Origin of the sequence: Bradyrhizobium ivorense (assembly GCF_900696085.1) — a bacterium.
Taxonomy (GTDB): Bacteria; Pseudomonadota; Alphaproteobacteria; order Rhizobiales; family Xanthobacteraceae; genus Bradyrhizobium; species Bradyrhizobium ivorense.
In genome coordinates this window covers 462,645-483,789 of sequence record NZ_CAADFC020000016.1, presented here as the reverse complement: position 1 = coordinate 483,789, position 21,145 = coordinate 462,645, and the positions used below count along the sequence as shown (strand labels likewise).

General features: G+C 61.2%; 18 protein-coding genes and 1 pseudogene. 9 read left to right on the top strand and 10 right to left on the bottom strand.

Annotation, left to right across the window (positions count from 1 at the left end; translation table 11 throughout):
• The first annotated feature begins 75 nt into the window (after positions 1-75).
• Positions 76-315 carry a hypothetical protein gene (locus CI41S_RS22120; RefSeq protein WP_139861571.1) on the top strand — a complete coding sequence of 80 codons (240 nt, stop codon included), beginning with the start codon at positions 76-78 and terminating at the stop codon, positions 313-315.
• A 127-nt stretch (positions 316-442) separates the two neighbouring features.
• Here the strand turns inward: CI41S_RS22120 and CI41S_RS22115 are convergent, their stop codons facing one another.
• Positions 443-1,081: a MarC family protein gene (locus tag CI41S_RS22115; RefSeq protein WP_229174182.1), complete on the bottom strand. Its 639-nt coding sequence runs from the start codon at positions 1,079-1,081 to the stop codon at positions 443-445.
• A gap of 296 nt (positions 1,082-1,377) precedes the next feature.
• Between CI41S_RS22115 and CI41S_RS22110 the strand changes: the two are divergent.
• The 3 genes and pseudogenes from CI41S_RS22110 (at position 1,378) to CI41S_RS22100 (ending at position 4,560) form a co-directional block, all read left to right on the top strand.
• Positions 1,378-2,893 (top strand): annotated as a pseudogene (locus tag CI41S_RS22110) (ATPase domain-containing protein).
• Entirely contained in the window at positions 2,880-3,350 is a 471-nt protein-coding gene (locus CI41S_RS22105; protein WP_139861570.1) for a hypothetical protein, read from the top strand. Before CI41S_RS22110 ends, CI41S_RS22105 begins: the two are co-directional and overlap by 14 nt.
• Positions 3,351-3,399: 49 nt before the next feature.
• Entirely contained in the window at positions 3,400-4,560 is a 1,161-nt protein-coding gene (locus CI41S_RS22100; RefSeq protein WP_139861569.1) for an ATP-binding protein, read from the top strand.
• Between the two features lie 47 nt (positions 4,561-4,607).
• On the opposite strand, the gene CI41S_RS22095 is transcribed toward CI41S_RS22100, so the two are convergent.
• The 3 genes from CI41S_RS22095 to CI41S_RS22085 form a co-directional block, all read right to left on the bottom strand.
• Positions 4,608-4,799: a hypothetical protein gene (locus CI41S_RS22095; RefSeq protein WP_139861568.1), complete on the bottom strand. Its 192-nt coding sequence runs from the start codon at positions 4,797-4,799 to the stop codon at positions 4,608-4,610.
• Between the two features lie 63 nt (positions 4,800-4,862).
• A complete protein-coding gene (locus tag CI41S_RS22090; protein WP_139862106.1) occupies positions 4,863-5,360 on the bottom strand; it encodes an Hsp20/alpha crystallin family protein in 498 nt (165 codons plus the stop codon).
• Between the two features lie 79 nt (positions 5,361-5,439).
• Positions 5,440-5,910, bottom strand: coding sequence for an Hsp20 family protein (locus CI41S_RS22085; protein ID WP_139861567.1), 471 nt, complete (start codon positions 5,908-5,910; stop codon positions 5,440-5,442).
• 653 nt (positions 5,911-6,563) lie between these two features.
• Here CI41S_RS22085 and CI41S_RS22080 point away from each other — a divergent pair.
• The gene (locus tag CI41S_RS22080; RefSeq protein WP_139861566.1) at positions 6,564-7,688 is read left to right on the top strand and encodes a glycosyltransferase family 4 protein; all 1,125 of its coding nucleotides are present in this window, start codon (positions 6,564-6,566) and stop codon (positions 7,686-7,688) included.
• Between the two features lie 740 nt (positions 7,689-8,428).
• On the opposite strand, the gene CI41S_RS22075 is transcribed toward CI41S_RS22080, so the two are convergent.
• Positions 8,429-9,352, bottom strand: a complete 924-nt coding sequence (locus CI41S_RS22075; protein ID WP_172628134.1) for a LysR family transcriptional regulator — start codon at positions 9,350-9,352, stop codon at positions 8,429-8,431.
• Between the two features lie 111 nt (positions 9,353-9,463).
• Here CI41S_RS22075 and CI41S_RS22070 point away from each other — a divergent pair, with 111 nt between their 5' ends.
• Genes CI41S_RS22070 through CI41S_RS22055 form a run of 4 tightly spaced genes read left to right on the top strand, consistent with a single transcriptional unit; the run spans position 9,464 to position 14,597 of the window.
• The gene (locus CI41S_RS22070) at positions 9,464-11,086 is read left to right on the top strand and encodes an FAD-dependent monooxygenase (RefSeq protein WP_172628133.1); all 1,623 of its coding nucleotides are present in this window, start codon (positions 9,464-9,466) and stop codon (positions 11,084-11,086) included.
• 2 nt (positions 11,087-11,088) lie between these two features.
• Positions 11,089-11,871 (top strand): alpha/beta fold hydrolase, encoded by a 783-nt coding sequence (locus CI41S_RS22065; RefSeq protein WP_172628132.1) that lies wholly within the window; start codon positions 11,089-11,091, stop codon positions 11,869-11,871.
• Positions 11,872-11,895: 24 nt separating this feature from the next.
• On the top strand, positions 11,896-13,365 hold the full coding sequence (locus tag CI41S_RS22060; RefSeq protein ID WP_139861562.1) for an MFS transporter: 1,470 nt from the start codon (positions 11,896-11,898) through the stop codon (positions 13,363-13,365).
• Positions 13,366-13,400: 35 nt separating this feature from the next.
• The gene (locus CI41S_RS22055) at positions 13,401-14,597 is read left to right on the top strand and encodes a M24 family metallopeptidase (protein ID WP_139861561.1); all 1,197 of its coding nucleotides are present in this window, start codon (positions 13,401-13,403) and stop codon (positions 14,595-14,597) included.
• Between the two features lie 92 nt (positions 14,598-14,689).
• Here CI41S_RS22055 and CI41S_RS22050 read toward each other — a convergent pair whose 3' ends face one another.
• The 5 genes from CI41S_RS22050 to CI41S_RS22030 all read right to left on the bottom strand — a co-directional run bounded on the left by CI41S_RS22050 (position 14,690) and on the right by CI41S_RS22030 (position 20,868).
• Positions 14,690-16,906, bottom strand: coding sequence for a calcium-binding protein (locus tag CI41S_RS22050; RefSeq protein ID WP_139861560.1), 2,217 nt, complete (start codon positions 16,904-16,906; stop codon positions 14,690-14,692).
• 201 nt (positions 16,907-17,107) lie between these two features.
• Positions 17,108-17,329, bottom strand: coding sequence for a hypothetical protein (locus tag CI41S_RS22045; protein WP_139861559.1), 222 nt, complete (start codon positions 17,327-17,329; stop codon positions 17,108-17,110).
• 144 nt (positions 17,330-17,473) lie between these two features.
• Positions 17,474-19,045 (bottom strand): recombinase family protein, encoded by a 1,572-nt coding sequence (locus CI41S_RS22040; RefSeq protein WP_139861558.1) that lies wholly within the window; start codon positions 19,043-19,045, stop codon positions 17,474-17,476.
• 65 nt (positions 19,046-19,110) lie between these two features.
• Positions 19,111-19,755, bottom strand: a complete 645-nt coding sequence (locus CI41S_RS22035) for an SGNH/GDSL hydrolase family protein (protein ID WP_139861557.1) — start codon at positions 19,753-19,755, stop codon at positions 19,111-19,113.
• A 219-nt stretch (positions 19,756-19,974) separates the two neighbouring features.
• Positions 19,975-20,868: a 3'-5' exonuclease gene (locus tag CI41S_RS22030; RefSeq protein WP_139861556.1), complete on the bottom strand. Its 894-nt coding sequence runs from the start codon at positions 20,866-20,868 to the stop codon at positions 19,975-19,977.
• Between the last annotated feature and the right edge of the window lie 277 nt (positions 20,869-21,145).

Sequence of the window (21,145 nt, the reverse complement as noted above, 5' to 3'; positions counted from 1 at the left end):
CCGAGATGGAGATAAGTCGGATCGAATCCGGCAAGTTCCTCCAACTGCTGAGAACTGCGGAAGGGAGTGGCTTCCATGACGATTCATTCGTGTTCCGAGTCGGGCGATGCCGCTCAAGCGGAGACGGCGTATCTCGAATCGTTGATCCGCCAGGATTTCGAGCGATGCCATCCCGGCGAGACCCTTGAGGATCTCAAGCGGCGGGCGTCCTTTTCCAAGGAGGACAGAGGATTGCTGCGAGATTGGATGGCTGTTGCGGCGAGCCGCGCAGCGGCTGAGCGGGGCAAGAGGAGCGACTTAAACTCCGCGGCGTAGTCCCGGGCGCGTCTTCTCGAGATAAGGGATCGATTTGACGACGAGCTACGATCGCCCAACCTCCGTGGCAAAGACTTATCCTCATGAAACGACATCACGCCGTAGTCGGGCAGGCACTGGATGCCTCCTACCGGCTCACCAAGCCAGGCAGCTGGCTCTTGATCCCCGTCATGATAAAGTTCACGGCGATTGCCGCGATGATGAGGGCCATCACACGGGTCATAATGCTGATGCCGGTCCGCCCCAGGAAGCGCTCGATCGCAGCGGCCATCCACAATGTCAAACCGATTAGTGAGGTGGCGAGCACGGCTGCGGCCGCCAAGAAGGCCTTACCAAGCCATCCCGGGTTATCGTTCGAGAGGGTGATCATAATGCTCAACTCGGCCGGCCCCACCAGCAAGGGAAACGCAAATGGCGTGATGGCCAGACCATGTATGTCGACCTCGCTATAGTTCGCCTCGTCGGCGCGAGGGATGAACTTTCCATATTGTGCCTGAAACATTTCGAACGCGATCACCAGAACGAGCAGCCCACCCGCGATCCGGAAGTCATCGAGGCCGACATTGAAGAAGGCCAAGATCTCCTTCCCGAACATCGCAGACCCAACGAAGAAAACGGCGACTGCCGCGCAGGCCAAAACAATGATCCGGTGGGTCTTCACCGCGCCGGCGCGCCCCGTCAATGCCAGGAAAACCGGGATCGCTCCGACCGGGTTCGTCAGGGCGTAGAGGAGCATAATGGTGCCGACAAACTGATTCCAAGCCACAGTTTTCCGGGTCCCTTTGCTCTGGCCCGTCAGGCAACTGTCGTGCTCAGAGATTTTCCGTGAAAACCGGGTAACTCAAGCCTCTCATTCGGGTTCCGGCCCGCGGCAGTTCCAGCGGCTTGACAGAACAGCGGAAATTCGTACGAAAATAGCCCTCCGGGAGATGCTCGAGCCAAGGTGCCTGCTCAAGGGCTTTGGCATTGTCTTCGCGAACCACGCCAATCACACATCCTGCCATGCCAGTCGGGCGGAGCGACGCCTGCTGGCCGGCGCGCGCCTGGACGATCGGAAGACAAATGAACATTCCTGAAGGCAGCACCAAAACGCAGGCGATCTCCACGGGGATCGCCGGCTTCGACGGCATCCTCGATGGCGGATACGCGTCGCACCGCGTCCACTTGATCGAAGGCCAGCCGGGAACCGGCAAGACGACGCTCGCATTGCAGTTTCTTCTCGATGGCATCTCCAAAAGGGAGCGTTGTCTTTACATCACGCTGTCCGAGAGCAAGGACGAATTGCGACAGGTGGCCGAAACCCACGGCTGGAATCTCGATGGGATCGAAATCTTCGAGCTGGTCCCCGCGGAACTCAGCCTGGACCCGAAGCAGCAACAGACCGTCGTCTACGCTTCCGGACCTGGAGCTCGGCGAAACGACGAAAATGACCTTCGATGAGGTGAAGCGGGTTGCGCCTGCTCGGGTGGTTTTTGACAGCCTCTCCGAGATAAGGCTGCTCGCGCAGAACCCTCTGCGCTACCGCAGGCAGGTCATTGCGCTGAAGCATTTCCTGGCCCAGGAGGGCTGCACCGGGCTGTTGTTGGACGACCTCACCGACGATGCCGACGATCTTAATATGCACAGTCTCGTTCACGGTGTTATCAGGCTCGAGCACAATGCACTGCAATATGGTGCAGAACGTCGCAGGCTGCGCATCTTCAAGATGCGGGGTCGCAGCTTCCGCGGCGGTTTCCATGAATTCGTCATCCGCAAGGGCGGAATAATTCTGTTTCCGCGCCTGATCGCGTCCGAGCACCTCGATGGCAAGCCCCTGGCAGAACCGCTTCTGAGCGGGATCGGCGAGCTGGACCAATTGCTGGGCAATGGTCTCGACCGCGGCACGAGCACCCTGCTCATGGGGCCGTCCGGCTCCGGCAAATCGTCCATCGCCATGCAGTTCGTCATGGCGGCGCTTGCTCGTGGTGAGCGCGCCCTTTTTGTGACCTTTGATGAGACCAAGGCAATTCTAATGAAACGTGCAGCCGGCATGGGCTGGCACCTGGATCGGCCGATCGCATCAGGGCAGCTGGTGCTCGAGCAGGTCGATCCCGCGGAGCTTTCGCCCGGAGAGCTCACCGGGATGGTTCGCCGGCGGGTCGAGGCGGACAACGTCAGGGTCGTGGTGCTGGACAGCTTGAGCGGCTATCAGAACGCCATGCCGGCCGAGCAGTTCATGCTGCTCTTGATGCACGAAATGCTGACCTACCTTAACCATCGCGGCGTCGTGACGATCCTGACGCTTGCGCAGCACGGTCTTATCGGTTCGATGCAATCAAGTGTCGACCTCACTTACCTGAGCGACACGGTCCTGCTGCTGCGCTTCTTCGAGGCCGCTGGAAAGATCCGTCGCGCGATCTCCGTTCTGAAGAAGCGTACTGGGCGCCACGAAGACGAAATCAGAGAATACCGGCTCGATAACCGCGGCATCCGGGTCGGCCCGCCTCTGGCGGAATTCCAGGGCGTCCTATCGGGTTCACCGATCTATACCGGTCAGCATGGCGCGCTACTTACGGCGAGGAGCAATGGACATTCGTGAGCCAACCCCGAGCGGACCGGTGCTCGTGCTGGCGCCGTTTGGGCGTGATGCCGGCGTGGTTTGCTCGGCTCTGCGCGACGTTGGTCTTCACGCTTCCGAGCAGCCGAGCCTTTCGGCATTGGTGGCCAATCTCAATGATGCAGCCGCCGCGGTCGTTGCGGAGGAGGCGCTCGTGCACGAGCATCGTGGCGCGGTGGCCCATTGGATCGCAAATCAGCCACCATGGTCAGATTTTCCATTCGTGCTGCTAACGCTGAGGACCGGCAACAACGGCCCGGCTCTCACGGAATTGATCGATCTGCTTGGACATGTCACCGTGCTCGAGCGACCATTGGCCGCGACCTCTCTCAAGAGTGCGGTACTCGCAGCAGTGCGCGGTCGCCGGCGGCAGCGACAAGCCGAGCAGTACCTGGGGCAATTGAAGCAGCTGGCCGACACGCTCGAGCGGGCGCGTTGAGGAGCGGACCGAGCAGCTCTCGGAAGCGAACAAGCGGCTGAGAGACGAAATGGTGGAACGAGAGCGCACCGAAGTTGCGCTGCGTCAGGCACAGAAAATGGAGGCTGTCGGGCAACTGACAGGCGGGATTGCGCACGACTTCAACAATCTTTTGATGGCGATTATCGGCAATCTTGAGCTGATCGCCCGGCGAGTGGAGGATGAACGCATTCAGCGATATGTGCGGAACGCGATGCACGGAGCGCAGCGCGGAGCCAAACTCGTCGGGCAGTTGCTGACATTCTCGCGCAAGCAGCATCTCGCACCGGAGCCCGTGGACGTCAATCAACTCGTGGGCACGGTGGCGGAGATGTTGTCCAGAACCTTGGGAGCTTCCATTCGCGTCGACGTAGTCACGCACAAGAATCTTTGGCCTGCATTGGTCGATGTCACCCAACTGGAGCTGATGTTGCTCAACCTTGCGATCAACGCACGGGACGCGATGCCCGACGGCGGACTTCTTACGATAAAGACAAACGTTCTCCACGGCGTCCCGGAGGATCTGCAGGCCGAGCTTAGGCCGGGTGAGTATGTCTCCATCGCAGTGAAGGACACCGGCACCGGAATGCCTCCGGACGTTCTGGCCCGTGCCTTTGATCCTTTCTTCACCACGAAGGAGCCCGGCAAGGGAACGGGACTCGGATTGTCGCAGGTCTACGGGTTTGCCCGCCAGTCCGGCGGGGCCGTGAAAATTGAAAGCGAGCTTGGTCGGGGGACGGTGGTGCGGATTCTCTTACCGCGATCCACCGAAGCGGTGGTAGGACACGAAGATCGCCAATCGGGAACTCCACGTGTGGGCGCGAAGGAGCACATCCTTGTTGTGGACGACGACGCCAGCGTGCTCGAAACGACGCGGAGCATGCTTGACGATCTCGGATACCAGGCAATCGCGGCTGACAATCTGGAAGCTGCGCTGGCAACCATCTCCCATCAAGCCGTCGATTTGGCGATTATCGATCTCGCGATGCCCGGCGTCTCGGGACTGGACGTCGGACTTGAAGTCCAACGGCGGCAGCCGGGCCTGCCGGTCGTGTACTGCAGCGGCTATCCTGATCTCATCGAAGAAACCGGCAAACGTATGAACGGCAGTATGCTGCTCAGCAAGCCGTTTTCCTCCCGGGAACTGTCGGGCAAGCTCGATGCGATGCTGCACACAAGAACCAACCAATAATCTGCTCAAGCCGGACGCACGCGAACGCAACTTGGCCGCGCTCGGACTCAGTCGAGACCGGTCCGCACCATGGTTCGAGCCAGCTCGAGTTCGCTCGCCTGGCGCAACAATCGACGGACGGCGCTCTTGTCGCCGTTCGTGCAAGCGATTTTCAGCTCCTTAATGTGTTGAGCCGCGGCCTGCGCATGCGCAACCACGTCCGCGGCGCCTGCAAAACTGCAAGTCCGCTTGGTGTCCATGGTCGGGCATACCCCCGGGCTTTGGCAAAACGGGAGCGGGGACCCGCTCCCGTTCATTCGCGTTCATTTCGAGTTGATCGCAATCCGCTTCACCTTGGATTCAGCCTGCGGCAGCTTTGGCATTGTGACCGTCAGCACGCCGTTCTTGAACGCAGCAGAGATCTTGTCCTGATCCACGTCTTCGATCGGGATGCGTCGTTCAAATCGGCCGTAGTAACGCTCGCTGAACTTGCGATCCTTGTCTTGCGTCTCGGTCTTCCTCTCTCCCTTGATCGAGAGGACGCCGTTGGCGAGTTCGACCTGGACGTCTTTCTCCTCGAGGCCCGGCAATTCCGCCGTGACCTTGACGTCCTTGTCGGTCTCATTGACCTCGATGCTCGGCCAATTCATCGACTGCTCCAAAAAGCTGCCGCCAAACGGCGCGACATCAAAGCCGCGGAAGACATCATCGAATAGCCGGTTCATCTCCCGATGCAGGGTCAGGACCGGATTGTAGCTTTCGGAGCGACGGGTGGTCAGATCACGACCACGGCCCCAAGGGATCAGATCGGTGATAGCCATAGGGTTTCTCCTTTCTTGTTTCCAAAGGCTCGCGACGCGGCGAGACAGCGCCGCGAACCGCACCTAGATGCAAGCGGCATTACGCCGCCTGCTCGTTCTCGACTTGTTGGTGGTTCTCGACTTGTTGGTGGTCACCAGTGCTGATCGCAATCCGGCGCGGTTTCATCGCCTCGGGAACCTCACGCACCAGATCGATCTTGAGCATGCCATCCTCAAACCAGGCGTCCTTCACATCCACGTATTCCGCCAGATTGAACATCCGCCGGAACGGACGCGAAGAGATGCCCTGATAGAGGTACTGATGGCTGCCCTTCTCGGCCTTGCGACCCTCGACGATCAGCGTGTTCTGCTCGGCCGTGATGGAGACCTCGTCAGGCGTGAAGCCCGCAAGAGCCAGCGAGATTTGGTAGTGGTCCTCGCCGACACGTTTGATGTCGTAGGGCGGGTAGTTGTCCCCGCCGGTCCATTGGCCGGAGTCCTCGAGAAGGTCGAACAAGCGATCGAACCCGACCGTCGTTCGCCACAGGGGAGCAAGATCAAGCGTGGTCATAGCCATATCCTCCTTTGAGCAACATGGATAAGAGCACCCCGGACACCTTCCGGGTGCCCGATGACCGGGCCCTGTACCAGGCGCCCGATCGTGCCGCGCCATTGCTACGCGGCTACCCATGAAATTAGAAGCGGGTCGTATCTCTTCAAGGCCTTCCAGGCACTTGCGAAAATTGCAATGTCGCACCCATGTCTTGGTCGGGTCCAGTTGAGACGGATGCAAAAGGAGTTCCTGCTGTCTCAGCCGGTCCCTCCAAACGTACTTACCCAACGAGAGTGACCATGGCAGCGGCAGTCCCAAACGACGTGATCGACACGGCGCTTCTGGAGTCATTTCCTGCGAGTGATCCGCCGTGCTTCGCCGCGCTCGGTGTCAATATCGGAGCTCCCAGCCGGTTTGGTACTTCGCGCGCGCAGGATCTTGAGCTTAGCCGCCCGCCTTCGGTCGCAGCTGGGCGGAAGACCACAGGTGCCCTCGGTGCCGGACAGCGGCGCCCAAGGCGTCGCTCGACGATAGCAGCGCATGGCGACATCACGGAACGACCGGCGCCTGCCGCGGTTCATAGCGCTGCCGCGTCGGCGTAGCCGTCTCGCCAGAGCCGGCTAGACCTGACGCCGAGAACGATGCACCCAATTAGAAGCACGGAGGACCGAATGAAAATCGCGCAGATCGCCCCGCTATTCGAGAGCGTACCGCCTCGGCTCTACGGCGGTACTGAGCGGGTGGTGCACTACCTGACGGAGGAATTGGTCAGACAGGGGCACAAGGTCACCCTGTTCGCGAGTGGGGACTCTATCACCTCCGCCGAGCTCGTTCCCTGCACGCCGCGGGCGCTGCGTCTCGACCCAGATGTTGAAAATTCCATCCCGCACCAGATGGTGCTGCTCGACAAGGTCCGGGAGCGCGCTGGAGAATTTGACGTCCTCCACTTCCACGTCGACTACTTGCACTTCCCACTGTTTCGGACGCAGGCGGGACGGACTTTAACAACCCTCCACGGGCGGCAGGACCTGCGAGACCACCTGCCGTTCTACGCCCATTTCCCGGAGATGCCGTTGGTGTCGATCTCCAACGCGCAGCGCGCGCCCCTGTCGCGAGCCAATTTCATCTCAACCGTGCACCACGGGCTGCCGCTCGATCTGCACATGCCGACCTATCATCCGCGCGGCGGCTATCTCGCCTTCCTCGGGCGAATTTCACCCGAGAAGCGGCCGGACCGCGCCATTGCAATTGCGCGCGCAACAGGGCTGCGGTTGAAGATTGCCGCGAAGGTCGACAATGCCGATGAGGCCTACTTCCGCGATACGATTGCGCCGCTGCTTGACGGCCCGGGGGTGGAGTTCATCGGCGAAATCAATGAGAGCGAAAAGACGGAATTTCTCGGGAACGCCGCAGCACTGCTGTTTCCGATTGATTGGCCGGAGCCATTTGGCCTCGTCATGATCGAGGCCATGGCATGCGGCACACCGATCTTGGCGTTTCGCGGAGGGTCAGTCGCCGAGATCATTGAAGACGGCATCACCGGATGCATTGTCGATGGCGTGGAAGAGGCCGTGAAAGCCGTGCCAAATTTGCTCGCGCTGGACCGTAAGGCCGTGCGCGCCCGTTTTGAGGAGCGCTTCTCCGCAACGCGCATGGCAGCCGATTACGTGAAGCTTTATCAGATGATGCTGCGAAAGCATGCCGCATCCGAGCGTCACCTGTCGAGCTTGGCGGAGCATCTGACCTCCCACGCACATGCGCGCGCGGACTCTGTAGTCCAAAGGGAACCCAGTTGACGGGGCCCAATACATCCAGGGATGTCTCCAATGCCGGTGCGCCAGGTACCGACGACGCGTAGCACGTTGAGTGAGCATGCAGTTGTCGTTGCGTTGCCTTGGCGGCGATCGGACGCCTTCACAGCTTGATTGCACCACATCTGAACGAGCTATTGGGGGGCCGTTGCCTTTGCCAAGCGGCTGTCCACGATCGGTCGCCGCACTCTTTGGCGAACCTCCGGTAGCCGATCGACTTCGTCCGCGGCTCTGCCAGCGTCACGAGGCGTAGGCTGCCAGGCCCGATGTCGCATCGCTTGCCATCGGACGGGTCGACGACCAGTTCCCGTCACCGTACCGGCGCCGAGAGCTTGTTGATTCGGAGGGCGGAAAGGACTTTTTTGGGACCGTGGTCGGGGCCGGTCCATACCAAATCCATGTCACATTCGGATCGGGATTTGACGACCCGGATCGGCCTTCACAAGAAAAAAGGGACGATGCACCCTACGGTGGTGCGGACCAAAGAACTTCGTCGGACACTGTCTCCGCCATTTCGAACAATTCTATCTGCGGCCAAGAAATCTACCCCTCAAGCCGTTACCTCTAATGGCAATTTGAGATGGTTACAGGTCCGCGATTTGATTCCCCTTTGTGAGGGTAAATCTCCACTCGCGACACAGGCTGACGAATTGCCCTATGCGAAGGATTGGTTGGGGTATCGTAGGTTTGGTTGGTGTGGGCAAAGGCGGTAGCGCTCTGGGCTCTCAATGAGCGGAAGTTCGCTGCTGTCGGATGACTCTCTTGCGCTGTGAAGTGCGGATTATTCCGTCGCGGATCAGATCACCGCAGATCTCTTTCAGCAGAGTCCTGGTTTCCTGCGTTGCTCTGCTGATCGGCCGGCCGCGCGGCAGGGCGAGTACGCGCTCGGCGCTCATCCATGGCAAGAGGGCCGCGGATAGCTGGCCGGCGTCGACCTCCTGGTAGATGCCTGAGTAGGGGAGCAGCGCGTAGCCGAGACCGGAAGCCACGATGCGCTTCATCGGCGTGCTGCTTTCGACGCGCACGAAAGAGGGGACCTCGGGCGGGAACGGCGTGCGGCTCAAGGGCAGCACTGCACGCGACAGATGTTTCAGGTCATTGACGGTCATCCTGCCACGCTTGAGCTTCGGGTCATCTGGCGGGCCGATCAGAAACACTTGCTCCTCCACCAGCGTCTCATAGCAAAGATGATCGTTCGGCTGCGGTCCCGTGACGATCGCAAGGTCGAGCTGTCCACGCAACAGGCGGTCGCACGCAAGCTCGGTCAGCGCTTCGCCGAGTTCGAGCTGGACGCGAGGGAAGCGCGCGGCAATCAGGCGGGCAAGCGGCGGATAGAAGATCTCCGCAACGCTCGACGGTGCGCCCAGCCGCACCGTGCCGCTCGGCTCGCGGTTCTCGGTGCGCACCTCGGCCTTGATGTCGTCGACCAGTCCGAGCAGCCACCGTCCGCGCTCCAGCAGCACCTTGCCGGACTCGGTCACCGCGACGCCGCGTGCGGTGCGCGTGAATAGGGCGCCGCCGAGCTCGCGCTCCAATTCCTTGATATGACGGCTGAGCGCGGACTGCGCGATGTTCAGCGCGCTGGCGGCGGCGCCGAAACCGCCGCGCTCGGCCACACCGATGAAATAACGAAGCTGACGCAGGTCCATTCGCGCCTCCATCTCGAAATGAGATGGAGGGCATATCAAACATATTCTTGTGAGATGTCAAAAAGCGCGCATCCTCGCGGCCAAGAACACATCACCAGGAAGGAAATGCTCATGGGCACGTCCGAAGAGACGCTGCGGCGGACATCGATCATGATCGTCGGCGGCGGACCGGTTGGGCTCGCAATGGGGCTGTTGCTCGATCGCTTCGGTATTGACGCCATCATTGTCGAGAAGAGCCCGACCACGACCGATCATCCGAAGTCGCGGGGCTGCTGGGTCCGCACCATGGAGATCTTCCGGCAATGGGGGATCGAGCAGGCGATCCGCGATCGCGGGCTGCAGGATTCCTCCGACATGTTCGTTCAGGTCGAAAGCATTGCCGGACGCGAGATCAGCCGCTCGCGTCCCGAACCCAATCTCGGCCAGACGCCAGCCTGGAAATCGCTGGTCGCGCAGGACGCTGTCGAGGAGGAGATTTACAAGGTCATCGCGCACTCCAACCTCGTCCAGGTGCATTTCTCGACCGAATTTGTCGGCTTCGAGGAGGTCGAGGATGGCGTCATCTGCGAGATCAGGTCGGTGGAGACGGGGCGCAGCGAGCGCTGGCACGCCAGATTTCTTCTGGCCTGCGACGGGGCAGGCAGCCAGACCCGGCGCCGCGCCGGCATCGACATGGCGGGCCCGGCGACGCTTGCGGTGATGCTCAACGAGTATTGGCGCGGCGATCTCTCGCGCTTTCCGATCACGCGGGAGGCTGCAGGTTACCAGGTCTACAGCAACAAGCCGGGGATGCCGCGGCGGGCGGGCATTCTCAACACCAACGGTCGGGATCGCTGGCTGTCGGTGATCCAGATCGGCGAGGAGAAGGATGAGCGGCCGCGGCCCTGGACCGATGCGGAGACCATCGAGATCATCCGCTGCCACGCCGGCGTTCCCGATCTCGACGTGACGCTGCTCAACCGCTCGATCTGGCGGATGAGCAAGCAGGTTGCCGGACAGTTCCGCAAGGGCCGTGTGTTCGTGGTCGGCGATGCCGCGCATCGCTTTCCGCCGACTGGCGGCTTCGGCCTGAATTCGGGCGTGCAGGACGCACATAACCTCGCCTGGAAGCTTGCCTATGTGTTGCGCGGGCTCGCCTCGGAGCGGTTGCTCGAAAGCTACGATGTCGAGCGCCGTCCAGTCGCGCAATCGAACGCTGATTTCAGCTACGGCAACATGATCCGCTTCCGCCGGCTGGATGAGGCCGTGCGTTCCGGCAACGAGGACCGCATCCGCTTCTGGGTCAACGACCTCGACAATCATCTGCACTCGATCGGCCAGGCGCTCGGTTTCTCGTATGAGGAGGGCGCCGTGGTCCCTGACGGCACGCCCCGCGGCGGTCACTTGACCCGAACCTACTTTCCATCCGATCGCCCGGGTGGACGTTTTCCGCATCTTTGGCTCGACATGGCGCGCAAGCACTCGACGCTCGATTGGTTCGACAAGGAGTTCACGGTCGTCACCGGCCCGCTCGGCGGCGAATGGCTGGAGGCCGGGCGCGCCGTGTCCGACAAGCTCGGCATCCCGCTCAATTTGCAGCAATTGCCGAATGCGCATCAATCGGACGGCATCCAGATGGGCCTGCGCGGCGCCGTGCTGGTCCGGCCCGATGGCCATGTCGCCTGGCGCATGCCCTACATCCCGCAGGCTCCCGCGCGCGAGCTCGCCAGTGCCGTGCAAAGCGTGTTGCACTAGCCATGGACAGAGTTGAGGCCAACGGCATCTCGATCGGCTTCCGGCGCAGCGGCGAGGGGCCGCCGCTGTTCCTGCTGCATGGCGCGGAAGCCGATCATTCCATGTTCGATGCGTTTGGTGCTGCCCTTGCACGATATTTCACGGTCATCGCCTATGACCAGCGCGATTCCGGCGCCACGCTCAATCCGCCTGAGCCCTACGGATTGGGCGAGCTCGCCGACGATCTCGCCGCCCTGATCGCAGCGCTCGGCTATGGGCGCGCCCATGTCTTCGGCACCTCCTTCGGCGGCGTGATCGCGCAGGTCGCCGCGGTCCGGCACCCCGCCCGGATCGATCGTCTGGTGCTTGCCTCGACCTTCCGCGTCGGCGTGTCGGTCGCCTCGATCAACCCCGAAGGCTTTCCGAGATTTGCCGAGCTGCGCGCGCGCCTTCCGGAGAGTATGCCGGCTTTCGCCGAATATTTCTTCGCGCCAGGCTACATCGCGGCTCATCCGGAAGCTCTCCGCCTCTTCACGGACAACAAGCGCGATGCGCGGCAGAGGGAGCGCCGTGGCGCGGTGCTGGGGCAACCGATTGCAATCTCGCTCGAGGCGATCAAAGCGCCGACGCTGGTGTTGGCGGGAAGCGAGGACCGCCTGATTCCGCCCGTGCATACCATGTCGCTGGCACAGGAGATTCCGGGTGCGCGTAGCGCAGTGATCGAAGGCGTCGGCCATGTCGGCACCATTCAGGATCCGGCGGCGGTGGCCGCTCGGGTGAGGGAGTTTCTGCAAAGAAAAGACTAACCAAATCGTGGAGGAGGGACGACCATGGCGGAATCAGGGGAGGATCTCGTCACTGCCTATGACAGCGCGCCGCTCGACGCCCGCTATTGGACCAGCATCGCACTTGGCATTTCGACCAGCATCTTCGATTATTTCGACTACTATGTTGTCGGTTTCCTGGTTGCAGTGCTGGCGCCGCAATGGCAGCTGACCTTCGGGCAGACCTCGCTGATCCTGCTCAGTGCGGGCGTCGGCGCAATCCTGGGTTCGCTTGCCTGGGGCGCGCTGGCGGACCGCTTCGGCCGCAAGGTGCTCCTGGTCGCCGGAGTTGCGCTATGCGCGTTGAGCTCGGGCTCGGTCGCGCTGATACCGGACGGGGCATGGGTTATGTTTGCCGTGCTGCGCTTCTTCGTCGGCTTTGGTGTCGGCGCCGCGGCCTCGGTCGCCGTGCCGTTGATCGTGGAATATACCCCGACCCGTCACCGCACCCTGGTGACCAGCGCAACTGTCATCCCGGTCTCGCTCGGCATCCTCGCCGCATCGCTGTCGGCTGCGACGCTGCTGCACCAGATCGGCTGGCGTGGCCTTGCCGCGCTTGGCTTCCTGCCCCTGCTGCCGGCGCTCTTGATTGCGTTCATCATGCCGGAATCCGTCCGCTGGCTTGTGTCGCGCGGCCGCGATGCGGAGGCCCGTCGCATCGTCGCCCGCGCGCTGCGGGTTGCACCTGACGCATTGCCGCCGTCGCCTGCGATCGCTACGACGGCACAGCCGCAAGGTGCGGGTTTTGTGGAACTTCTGCAGGAGCCGAGGCGGATCTGGCTGACGCTGATCGTCTGGTTCGGCGCAAGTACCGCCAACTACGGCGTCTTTCTTTGGGGCCCAACCATCGTCGCCCTGCTGATGGGCGTGTCGGCTGTGGAGGTCGCTCATTTGTTCGTGATCGTCTCGCTCACGGGGATGATCGGGCGCGCAATCTTTTCCGTGCTGGCGCACCGGATCGGCCGGCGGCGCTGCGGAGAGATCATGGGCTATGGCATCGCAATATCGCTCGGTGCGGCGGGGCTATTGTTCGACCAAACGCTGTTCGGCTATCCCGCCTTCATGGTTCTTCTGGTCCCGGCCGCGCTGTTCTTTGACGGCGGCTTCTCCAACATCGCGCCATATTCGGCCGAGATCTTTCCAGTTCGGCTCAGCGCACGCGGCGTCGGGCTGGCACAAGCTGCCAATGGGGTCGGCAAGATAGCCGGTCCCTTGTGCCTTGCGCTGATCGCCGGCACCTCGAACCTGATCACGCCCAGGGCCACCATCGATGCGGTCACGCCGGCCTTCCTGTTCCTGGCGGCGTGCGGGCTTGTAATCGGACTGGCATTCACCCTGCTTGGTGTCGAAACCCATGGCCGGCCGCTCGCGTTGGAAGTGCGGCAACCCGGTGAAAGCGCGGGAACAGCCGCCAGTCCTCTTGGCCACGTCGCGGAGGACGGCGTTGCGGCGCGGCCGACGCCATCATTACCGTGAGCCTAAATGCCCACAAACCAGCAAGGAAGCAGGTCATGCAGGACAGCGTTCAGACGAGATCGGCCTCGCGGGGCATTCCCTTCGATGCGGACAAGCTCGATCGGCTGATGGAGGCGGCGGGGCTCGACGTGCTGCTCGTCACCTCCAAACATAATGTGCAGTACATGCTCGACGTCGAGCGGGCAATTTTCTTCGACTACATGGATGCGATCGGCATCAGCCGCTACCTGCCGGTCGTTGTCTATGCCAAGGGCGCACCGGACAAGGCGGGCTATGTCGGCCATGGGCTGGAGACGCATCAGCGGGAATTGATCCGTCCCTGGGTGCCGACACTCAAGACGTCCGGCCAGGGCAGCGTGGACGCAATTGCGACCGCCGTGGAAATCATCCGTGCCAGCGGCGTACCCGCTAAACGCATCGGCGTCGAGACCGCCTTCCTGCCGATGGATGCGGGCAAGACGCTGCAGGACGCGTTTGCGGGCAGCGAGATCAAGGATGCACTCTTGGTGCTGGAACGGTTGCGCGCGGTGAAGACCCCGGCCGAGCTCGCCAAATTGCGCGCCGCCTCCGAACTCGTGACCGAAGCCATGCTCGAGGTCATCGCCCATCACGGCCCCGGCACCACCAAGCGACAGCTGTTCGACGCGCTACGGGTCGCCGAGGTCAATCGCGGGCTCACCTTCGAATATTGTCTGCTGGCCGCCGGCAGGAGCCACAACCGCGCGCCCTCGGAGCAGCGCTGGGAGGAGGGAGACGTGCTCTCGCTCGATTCAGGCGGTAATTATCACGGCTATATCGGTGACCTGGCACGGATGGCCGTGCTGGGGAAGCCGGACAGCGAGTTGGAGGGCCTGCTTGCCGAGATCGACGCCGTGCAGCAGGCAGTATTTGCGGCGATCAAGCCGGGTGCGATGGGAAGCATGATCTACACAGCGGCCGAGCGTGCGCTGAAGGAGACCAGCCAACGCGACAGCACCGAGTTCCTGGCTCACGGCATGGGCCTTGTCAGTCACGAAGCGCCCCGGCTGACCGCCTCAGGTCCCGTCCGCTACGATGCGGCCGATGCCGATCGCTCGCTCGAGCCCGGCATGGTCATCTCGGTCGAGACCACGATGAAGCATCCCAAGCGCGGCTTCATCAAGCTCGAGGACACGATCGCAGTGACTGCGAGCGGATATGAGATGTTCGGCGAAAAGGGCCGTGGGTGGAATCTCGGCGGAGTTTCGATGTGATGAAAGCGGCTGCGTCAATCTAATCATGACCTTCGGCCCCGCCTCCTCTGAGGCGGGGCTCTTTGCATCCAGGTAACCGCCAGAGTGCCTTCTCAGAACCGGAACCAGGACTCGTTGACCTGCCCCTTCAGAATGCCGTCCATAAGGATGGCATCGCCGCCCGGGATGCCGACCACTGTGCCATAGAACGTCTCCGTCACCGCCAGGTCTTTGTAAGCGAGCCCACGACCCGACAAATCGATGATGTCACCGAATTTCAACTCTTTGAGGTCGTCGAATCCATTGCCGGGTGTGCGATAGTTGAAGATGTCGTTGCCTCCAACCCCGGCGTAGAAGATGTCGTCTCCCGGCCCGCCGGTGAAGGTGTTGCTGAGAGAATTCCCCACCCCGACGTGCGAAGCCGAGCCGATGAAGGTCAGCTTCTCGACATTGGCCGGGAGCGTATAGGAGGCGAGGAAGGTCTGTACCTCGTCGACGCCTTCGTTTGCGAATTCGAAAACGGTGTCGGCGTTCGATTGCACGGCGTAGATGTCGTTGCCTTGTCCACCCTGCAGGGTGTTGAGGCCCGAACCGTCGATCAGCGTGTCATCGCCGGCTCCGCCGATCAGATAGTCGTTGCCGGCCCCGCCGATGATCACATTGTTGAGTTCGTTGCCGGCCCCCGTGAAATTTGCGCTTCCAGTGTGGGTCAGGTTCTCGACGTTCGATGGCAGCGTGTACGTTGCCAAGGCCGTCTCGACCAGGTCGGTGCCCTCATTGGCCAACTCCTTCACCGAGTCTCCGGCCGCCTGGACAACGTAGCGATCATTGCCGGTGCCGCCCTGCATCGTGTTGGCTGCGCCGGCGCCGCCGATGAGCGTATCGTCACCGCCGCCGCCGATCAGGGAATCGGCGCCGCCGCCGCCGTTCACCGTGTTGTTGCCGCCATCGCCAATGATGGTGTCGTCATTGTTCGAACCAACGATGTTCTCGATGCTCGTATAGGTGTCGGTCCCGCCATAGCCATTCAGGCCGTGGCCGGTCGCCAGGCTCACCGAGATTGCCGCAGGTGCCGCGGAATAGTCCGCGGTGTCGCTGCCGGCGCCGCCGTTCAAGACATTGTTGCCGCCCGCGCCGGTCAGAAAATCGTTGCCGCTGCCGCCGTCGATGCTGTTGGCGAGCTCGTTGCCGCTGCCGGCGAAGTTCTGGCTGCCGGAATACGTCAAGTCCTCGAGGTTTGCGCCGAGCGCAAAGACGGCGAGGGTGGTCAAGACCCTGTCGTGTCCCTCGTCCTGAAATTCGATCAATCCGTCGCCGGCAGCCTCGACGATGTAGGTGTCGTCGCCTCTGCCACCCTGCAACGCGTCCGGCGCGCCGCCGTAGTCGTAGAGGACATCGTTACCGTCGAGGCCGATCAGACAGTCGCTTCCTGTACCGCCCTGGATCCAGTTGTTCGCGGCATTGCCGATGCCGGTGAGACCCTGCGCGCCCGCATAGAACAGGTTCTCAACGTTCGCGGAGAGCGTATAGGTGGACGAGCTTGCGAACACGGCGTCGCTGCCTTCGCCGGAGAGTTCGGTGATAGTGTCGGCGGCGTTGTTGACGAAATAGACGTCATCACCTGTTCCGCCCACCAGCGTGTTGAGGCCGCCTCCTGCCCGCAACGTGTCGTTGCCGGCATCGCCGAACAGCGTGTCGTTACCTGATCCGTCGTTCAGGATGTCGTTGCCGTCGCCCCCATGCGCGGCAACGGAGATCCCGGCTGCCGTTGCATCGAACACATCGTTGCCGGAGCCGCCATCGAAGGACACATCCTGAACGCCGGTCCCCGCCAGATTAGGCAGAACGAAACTATCGTCCGTCGAAAAGGTGTGAATGAGCCCGTTGCCGTCGGTGAACTGTGAGGGCGAGTTTGCGGATCCTCCGATGATCTGCAGATGCTCGACGGATGTCAGGTCGGTTCGCTTGAAGCCGTTCTCGGTGAAGGTGGTCGTATGCTCATGGCTGTTGAAGGTCGAATGCAGGATGTACGAATCGAACACAACGTGGCCGGTGACGGGGTCGACCTCGATCCGCGCCTTTTCGGTGTCGTCGAAGGTGAACTGCCCCAGGATTTGCAGAACATCTTCGTAATAGGGAATGGTGGCCTGGAACGTGTCGCTGCCGTCACCGCCGTTCACGGTATCTGCGCCGTCGCCGCGCGACCAGACGAACAGGTCGGCACCGCCGAGACCGTTGAGAGTGTCGTCGCCCTTCAGTCCGGTAATCGTATCGTCGCCTGGGGTACCGTTGAGGAGTTCTGGATTGTCTGTTCCTTGAACCAGCGGCATAACTTCCCTTCCACGAATTCCGCCCTTGTCATCGGTGACGACGGGGCATAGTTCTCACTTGCAGAATGTCTTTGCTCTACCTCGGCGTGTCAATCAGCTCTCAGGTTGATTCGACGTCAGATTTGTCAAAGACTTCTCGGAGCAGACCGTCACCGGTGCGCCAAACGGCAGGCGGCAGGGTGCGGCACACCGCATCGACCACTAATGGCCGGTGATGATCGGCAGTCCATATTTTTGTAGTAGGGCAGTCACGCCAGCTGCTGCCAGCGCAATGACCGCATTCCAGAAGACCGATCCGCCGCGCACAGCGCTGACGGATCGAAGATATAGCAGGGCGCCGACGAGCACCCCGTAGTTCTTTCGAAAATCTCCATTGCGCTTAACGACTTCGACCAGGTTGGTATCCTTGAGTTCGTCTGACATGCACGCAGCCTCGTTCGCCCGCGCGCGAGAGCGCCGGGCGGCTCGATTGGTTAAGCTTCGGAATGTCAGCATTTAACCACTGAGTTGCCCGACGGCGCAAGCGTTTTTTGATAGGGAGCAGTGCGGTCAGGAAAGGCCCGGGCGCTAGGCTATCAGTCGTCGATGAATACCCTTTGCCAAAGCATCGGGAGTCTTGAAGGTATGAAAGCCGAGCCGCTTTCTCGCGTAGTCAGTAAACCGTGGCCCGCAAGCTCTGGACGGATCAATCAACCCCGTGGTCGGCGCCAACACGTAGTCCCGGACGGACTTGTTATCGTCGGTGAGTCGGATCACGACCAGCCATCGATCGGACGTCTTTGGCATGTCCCTAATGTAATATCGCGTCATCACATTAGTATTGGCCTCTGATCGCGCGACGCGAAACCATACGTCGTCTTTTCCTTCAACGCGGAGGAGATCATTCTTGGGAGCGATCCTCACCCGCTTCCCCGATCTTTCAAGGCGGGCCGCAACTATTTTGACGAGATCATGTCTCGTTTGATCCCATAGCTGTCTGTTATCGGAAAAGGAATAGTCGCGGTCGCCAGCATAACCAATCAACCTGTAGGCATTGCGGAGCGAGCCGAAGTGGTTGATGTATGTAGACATATGGGGAAGGCCGCGCGTGGCGTTGACGATGGCGGCAGAAAGACGTCCGTTCTTCTGGAGAGCGCGACGCAACCTTGTAAGCATCTCCTCTTCGGAAATCCGAATGTGTCGATCACACGTCAACTGTTGAACACGCTGAAATGTCTCGATGTCGATGATGGGATCGATGCAGCCATCATTCCGAACCCAGAGTTCTGGAGGATTCGAAATTCTTGGGGTCTTCAGCCTTGACGACTGACGGTTGTAAACAAGATTGCCGACGTAAACTTCGTGATGAAGAATTCGCGTTATGCTTTTTTCATTCCACCGGCGCCCCTTCGAATTTGGAACACCCGCCGCGTTAAGTTCGCGTGCGATCTCGGCGTCCTTCTTCTTGTGCAGACACTGCTGAAAAATCCAATTCACAATCGCGATTTGCTGCGGTGTCCCGGGGTGAAGCTTTACGCGGTCGGTAACGAGATTCTTGTTCTCGCCATCATCCAACGAGCCCTTTGGATTCGAATCTTTGTCGACGAGAAGGCGTTGAATTCCATAGGGTTTGGGTCCGCCGTGGGAGAAGCCAAGGCGCACCAGCTGGCATTGCCCGGCATGGATTTTGACGCCGAGTTCGCGGCTGTATTCGGCCGCCATGACTCTTTTGAGGTTCTTGACGATGCTGGAGAGCATGCTCCCATCGTTCTCGAATTGCTCTGCACAATAGGCGATCTTGACGCCAGCCCGCTTACAAATGAACTCATAGTGGGCGCTCTCATCGGTATCCTGAAAGCGTCCCCATCTGCTGACATCGTAGATCAAGAGATGCTTGTAGTCGGCTTGGCCTGTCGTGATGTCCTTGATCAACTGCTGGATACCGGCTCGATTTTTGATCTGTAAGCCACTCTCGCCCTCATCGGCGTAGGTGCGAACGATTTTGAGACCGTGAGCGTGAGCATAGGCAGCGATGACGGCGGCCTGGTTCTGAACTGAATATCGCTGCCGTTCAGTGGACATCCGAACATATTGCGCCGGTCGCCTTGCTCTGTCTGAGGTGGGCAGATGCTCGCGACGGACCGTGAGTGCGTTGGCCATGGGATTTACTCCTCAAGACCGCGGCTGTTCTGAGCCGGAATGCCGGTACTTTATAGCAGGGGTACTTAGTTCGGGCCAGCAATCAACGTCCCGCATTCCTTGGAAATCGCCGCCTCGAGCGCCGGCAACCATGTCTTGTAGCCTGTGGCAGTGAAATGCTTGCTGTCTGTCATCTTGGATCCGGATGGCAGTTCAGGGTCGACAAACTGAACGGCACGAGCCGCTGCGGCTGCCCCGATCGCCGCATTGGTGAGCGCATCGGCGACCGCGGCGACCACTGGTGGCCGCGTCGACAGGGTTTTGACGGTATCGATAAGCTCGCCGAAATCACGCTGTGCGGTCGACGATCCGATATCATTCGCGCCAACGGTGAGGGCCACCAGAAATGCGGGGTCCTTGAGCAGGCGCGCGGCAAGCCGGCTTGCTTCCTGAATAGTCTGGCCGCCGACGCCGGCGTTGACGACGGGATGTCCGCAGAGCTGTCGGGGAAGCGGAGCCATTTCGGTTACGCTGTCACCAAGCACGACAATTGGGGCGGCCGCCTCTGCGAGCGCGGCGCGTATCATGAACTCGCGGACCTCGGCGTGGTCGTGAAAGGTGTGTTGAGACGCCTCGCCAAAGCGTTTGCGCATCCTCTGCAGTTCGGAGAAGGAAGCGACAAAGCCGACCAAAAACACGGCGGCCAAGATCCATGGGAGCGCGCGGCGCATGATAGCCAGTATCAATGCATTTGGCCGGCGCTGCAACATTTGGAAACAGTAGCGCAATAGCGAAGCTGTGCCGACCGTGGGTAGGCAGGTGTGGACGTTCCAAGCCAGACGGGCGTGCGCGTCGGTCTTCAGGCGCGCGTTTGGGGCGACCTTGCTTGGCCAAATACCCGGAGGAGAGGCCTAACATGGTCTCCGAGGTAGGTCCGAGCCTGCGAGCTCTTAGGCCCTGATGGAGAAGCGGTCGAATGCCGTCAGGACTTGAGTTCGCACCGCGAGCTCCCGCTGATAGACATTTCTTTGCAGGTACTCGACTTCTGCCGCCTGACTGGCCTCATCCACATCGACATACCAGGATCGCGGACGGCCGTCGGCGCCGTCGCTCCAGCGATAGCCGCGCCGCTTGAGTTCGTCCTTGAGTTCGAACGGCGACTGCTCAGCCCAGATCCTGATGGTCTTGCGCCGGGCGCGCTCCAGCAGAACGGACAGGACGGTGCGATCGAGGAGGGGCAGATGCAGCGCAAGAATTTCGAGCAGCGCCAGGCAGTCGTCGACCGCACGATGCGCTTCGTGGAACAGGCCGGCCTTCATCAGGAGGTAGGGCAGGCGGGACCCCTCGAAGCCGTGGCTGCGCCACTCGACCTCACTGACCGAGCAGGCCCATGCCTTGTGCTCAAACAGCGGCGCGTAGCGCTCCATGAACTTGCGATCGAAGCCGGCGTTGTGGGCGATGACGACCACCGCATCGGAGGCGAACTGATTGATGCGGTCGTCCTCGAGGCTTTGGCCGGCGACCATCTCGTCGGTGATGCCGGTCAGCGCCGTGATCTCGGGCGGAATCGCGATCGACGGCTGATTGAAGCAACTGAAAGTGTCGACGACCCGGGCGATCCGGCCGTCGGCAAGGTATGTAAACTTGACCATGCCGAGCTCTATGATCTCGTCACGGACGGGGTCGAGCCCGGTGGTCTCGACGTCAAGCAGGATCGCCGTTCTGGCTGGTTGCCCGTCGCCAGGGGTGAATTCGGAGCGGGGAGCGAGACGGCGCAGCACCCGGTAGTCGGGCGACTGGTCCAGCATGGACGCTATCTCGGCCAAGGTCGGTTGAACGGTCATGTCGGGTCGGATGGGTCGAGGTTGTCTGACGTGGCAGCCCGTAACCTTATCCCATCCGGTCAGGTCGAGGATCTGGCCGGCTGTGGATAGTTCCGCCGGAAGCCGTTTTCCCGAAGGTATTTTCACAAGGAGATTGGTTCGTTCGGAAACACGGAACCGGAGGTGTTCTGCGCGCCGCAATCGGCGGGACGGGCTCTCGTGAACCGTGCCGCTTCGCGTCACGGCCCGGCGGCTTCGATCCCTCGCGCTACGCCGCGCCGCGCCGATCACATTATTC

Excerpts from the sequence above, each read along its gene's own strand:
- CI41S_RS22035 (WP_139861557.1), bottom strand. The coding sequence starts at position 19,755 with ATGCGCCGCGCGCTCCCATGGATCTTGGCCGCCGTGTTTTTGGTCGGC.
- CI41S_RS22050 (WP_139861560.1), bottom strand. The coding sequence starts at position 16,906 with ATGCCGCTGGTTCAAGGAACAGACAATCCAGAACTCCTCAACGGTACC.
- CI41S_RS22100 (WP_139861569.1), top strand. The coding sequence starts at position 3,400 with ATGGTGGAACGAGAGCGCACCGAAGTTGCGCTGCGTCAGGCACAGAAA.
- CI41S_RS22030 (WP_139861556.1), bottom strand. The coding sequence starts at position 20,868 with ATGACCGTTCAACCGACCTTGGCCGAGATAGCGTCCATGCTGGACCAG.
- CI41S_RS22080 (WP_139861566.1), top strand. The coding sequence starts at position 6,564 with ATGAAAATCGCGCAGATCGCCCCGCTATTCGAGAGCGTACCGCCTCGG.
- CI41S_RS22045 (WP_139861559.1), bottom strand. The coding sequence starts at position 17,329 with ATGTCAGACGAACTCAAGGATACCAACCTGGTCGAAGTCGTTAAGCGC.
- CI41S_RS22070 (WP_172628133.1), top strand. The coding sequence starts at position 9,464 with ATGGGCACGTCCGAAGAGACGCTGCGGCGGACATCGATCATGATCGTC.
- CI41S_RS22060 (WP_139861562.1), top strand. The coding sequence starts at position 11,896 with ATGGCGGAATCAGGGGAGGATCTCGTCACTGCCTATGACAGCGCGCCG.
- CI41S_RS22075 (WP_172628134.1), bottom strand. The coding sequence starts at position 9,352 with ATGGACCTGCGTCAGCTTCGTTATTTCATCGGTGTGGCCGAGCGCGGC.
- CI41S_RS22085 (WP_139861567.1), bottom strand. The coding sequence starts at position 5,910 with ATGACCACGCTTGATCTTGCTCCCCTGTGGCGAACGACGGTCGGGTTC.
- CI41S_RS22105 (WP_139861570.1), top strand. The coding sequence starts at position 2,880 with ATGGACATTCGTGAGCCAACCCCGAGCGGACCGGTGCTCGTGCTGGCG.
- CI41S_RS22095 (WP_139861568.1), bottom strand. The coding sequence starts at position 4,799 with ATGGACACCAAGCGGACTTGCAGTTTTGCAGGCGCCGCGGACGTGGTT.
- CI41S_RS22090 (WP_139862106.1), bottom strand. The coding sequence starts at position 5,360 with ATGGCTATCACCGATCTGATCCCTTGGGGCCGTGGTCGTGATCTGACC.
- CI41S_RS22040 (WP_139861558.1), bottom strand. The coding sequence starts at position 19,045 with ATGGCCAACGCACTCACGGTCCGTCGCGAGCATCTGCCCACCTCAGAC.
- CI41S_RS22120 (WP_139861571.1), top strand. The coding sequence starts at position 76 with ATGACGATTCATTCGTGTTCCGAGTCGGGCGATGCCGCTCAAGCGGAG.
- CI41S_RS22065 (WP_172628132.1), top strand. The coding sequence starts at position 11,089 with ATGGACAGAGTTGAGGCCAACGGCATCTCGATCGGCTTCCGGCGCAGC.
- CI41S_RS22055 (WP_139861561.1), top strand. The coding sequence starts at position 13,401 with ATGCAGGACAGCGTTCAGACGAGATCGGCCTCGCGGGGCATTCCCTTC.